This window comes from Pseudomonas sp. P4795, from assembly GCF_048822895.1.
GTDB lineage: Bacteria > Pseudomonadota > Gammaproteobacteria > Pseudomonadales > Pseudomonadaceae > Aquipseudomonas.
In genome coordinates this window covers 1-2948 of sequence record NZ_JBMFBT010000026.1, presented here as the reverse complement: position 1 = coordinate 2948, position 2948 = coordinate 1, and the positions used below count along the sequence as shown (strand labels likewise).

The 2948-nt window shown below is 63.0% G+C and carries 1 protein-coding gene; it reads right to left on the bottom strand.

Annotation, left to right across the window (positions count from 1 at the left end; translation table 11 throughout):
- On the bottom strand, positions 1-2948 hold a 2948-nt coding region (locus ACOI8A_RS28220), incomplete at both ends, for an RHS repeat-associated core domain-containing protein (RefSeq protein ID WP_420657990.1).

Here is a 2948-nt window from a genome sequence, read left to right as displayed (position 1 = left end):
CCCGTCGGATTCGGCACGTACTGGTACTGATTCAGCCCACCCGCCAACTTCACCGGATCTGGCGTCAGGTACCGTCCAACCTCCGGATCGTAATACCGATGCCGGTTGTAATGCAGTCCACTTTCCGCATCGAAGTACTGCCCCTGAAAACGCAGCGGCTGGTCGAGGTAGTCTTCTCCGGCCAATTCCACCGAGGTGGTCTTGCCGTACGCGGCGTACTGCGCCGACCAGGCGATGTCGCCGCTGTAGTCGGTGAGTTCCTGCGGGGTGCCGAGGTGGTCGAGTTGGTAGTAGAACGGGCAGGCGCGTTTTGGGCCTTTGCCGTCGAGCATCACGAGGGGGCGGAAGGTGCCGGGTTCGTAGATGAAGCTGCGGTGTTGGGTTTTGCTGCTTTCGGCGACGAGGTGGTCGCCTTGCCAGAAAAATTCGGTGGTCTGGCCGTCGACGGTTTTGCTGATCCGCCGGCCGAAGGCGTCGTAGCGATAACTGGCGGTTGTTCCGTCGGGGCGGGTCAGGCCGATCAGGCGATGCTGGCTGTCGTAGCTGTATTCGGTGATCAGTTGTTGCGCGAGGCCGCGGCGTTCGCGGATCAGGTTGCCGAAGGCGTCGTAGTCGTAGTGGCGGTCGCCCTGGGCCAGCAGGCGGTTGCCTTTGACGCTGGTCGGTCCCGGACGATCCTGCATCAGCAGGTTGCCGGCCGGGTCGTGGGCGTAGCTTTCCGGCAGATGGTCGCGGGTGTGGCATACTCGGATCAGGCGGTCGAGGGCGTCGTACTGATAGTTGCGTTGACCGTGGCGGGTGTCGGCGATCTGCTCCAGATTGCCGTTGGCGCTGTAGGCATAATCGCGGCGATACACTGAACTGCGCTGATGACCTACGGCGTGCGCCTGCAAGCGGCCCTGTTCGTCGTAGGTATATTCGCTGAGCAGCAGACCTTGCTGGCGTTGTTGTTCGCGACCGGACTGATAGACGTGGCGAGTCAGCTGCGCGCCGTTGAGGTTGATCGCGGTGAGTGCGCCACCCTTGGCATACAGGTAATCGAGCTTGCTGTTGTCCGGCAGGCGCAGGCGTTTGAGCTGGCCGCAACTGTCGTAGGCGTAACGCAGGGTGCCCCAGCCCTGGTGCTCGGTGATCAGCCGGTCCTGAGCGTCGTAGGCAAATTCCAGCGGGTGCTGCTGGCCATCATCGACGCCGCTGAGTCGGCCGAGGCGGTCGTAGCGGTATTCCACACGCACGCCATCGGGCAGGGTCTTGACCAGCAGGCGCCCGGCCGCATCACGCTCGTAAGCGGTGACCAGCGTCGAACCGTCATCGCCAAACTCGGTTTTCTCCAGCAGGTGCCCATTACGGTCGTAGACGTAGGCCGTGCGTCGACCGTCGAAACCGGTTTCCTGTCGGATCAATCCGGTCGGCGTGTAGTCCAGAAGATACTTTTCACCGGACTCGTTCTCGATCTGCGTCAGCAATAGCTGCGCATGGTCGTAGCGGTATTGCACCTGCGTGCCGTCGGGATTGATCCGGCGGCTGACCAGGTGCAGATCGTCGTCGTACTCGTAGCGGGTGATGCGCCCGAGTTCATCGCGTTCGGCGGTGATCTGGTTGTAGGGGCTGTAGCTGTAGGCGCGGCTGGCGCCGGTAGGCGAGATCGTCTGGATCAGTCGGCCGACGGCGTCCCAGCTCTGGCGGGTCAGCGCGCCGTGTTCGTCGCGGGTGGTAATCCGCCGCCCCAAAGCGTCGTAGGAAAACTGGCGTACGCCGCCATCGGGTAGGGTCTCTTCGACCAACTGCCCAAGGTCGTTCCACACCAGCACATGGCGGCTGGTGTCCGGATAACGGATCGACAGCAACCGTCCCTGCGGGTCGTAGTGGTAATGCGTGACATGCCCGTCCGGATCGACCGCTTCGGTCACATCACCCTGCGCATTACGCCGGTAGGTCCAGACCGCCTCCCCGCGCGAACGGGTGTGCAGGAAACCGTTGCGATACTCGTAGGACGTGGGCGCATCTTCCGGCGGAATCAGCGCAATCAGCCGTCCGGCATCGTCATAGCGGTACTCGGTAACCGCGCCCAACGCATCCTGCTCGGCAACCAAACGCCCCGCATCGTCGTAAGCTTTGAGCTGCTCACCACCATCCGCGGCGACCTTGCGCACCAGCCGCGCACGGTCGTCATGGACGTACGTTTCCTCAGTGCCATCGACGTACTGCACCGTGACACTGCCGGCATCGTCCCAGACATACCGCGTGTCCATCTGCGAAAACGACGCCCAATGCCTGACACAACGTGCCGCTTTGCCGGATCGTTCCCACGCCCAGAAAAAACTCGCCCCTCCGCTGAGTTGCCGCTGCAGGATGACGTGCTGGTCGTCGTAGTCGTAACGCTCGCTGTCGCCAACCGCATTGGTCGCTTCGATCAGCCGCTGGCGGGCGTCGTAGCGATAGCTGACGAGGGTCTGCTGAGTGCGCCAGACCGCCTCGCGCAACACCTGATAATCCACGGCCGCCAGATGCGTGCGGTCATAGCGCAGAAACAGGCAACGCCCGGCGCCGTTGTCCAGCCGCTGAATACGATCCTGACGATCGCGCGACACCAGCAAGCGGTTGTCGTAGGCATCACTGACCGCGGTCAGTCGCCCATTGCGAAAGTGATAAAACCGCGCGGAATCCCCGGCCAGCGCCAGGATCAGCTCCTGCGGCTCATCCCCGAGAAAAATCGCCGCCCGCGACAGACTGTTGTGAATTGCCGGCCGCGCAATGCTCGGCAGCGGAAAACGCGTACGCCGGTTCTCGTGATCGACCCAGACAACCGCGTCGCCCTCGATCTCCAGCCGATGCGCCAGCGAATGGCTCCAGCCAAAGCCCAGGCCGACGTCGATTTCGGCAGCGCTGTTGCGGTACAAGCGGGTGAACTCGAACGGCAGCAATCCATCGAGCGAACCGTCGGTCAG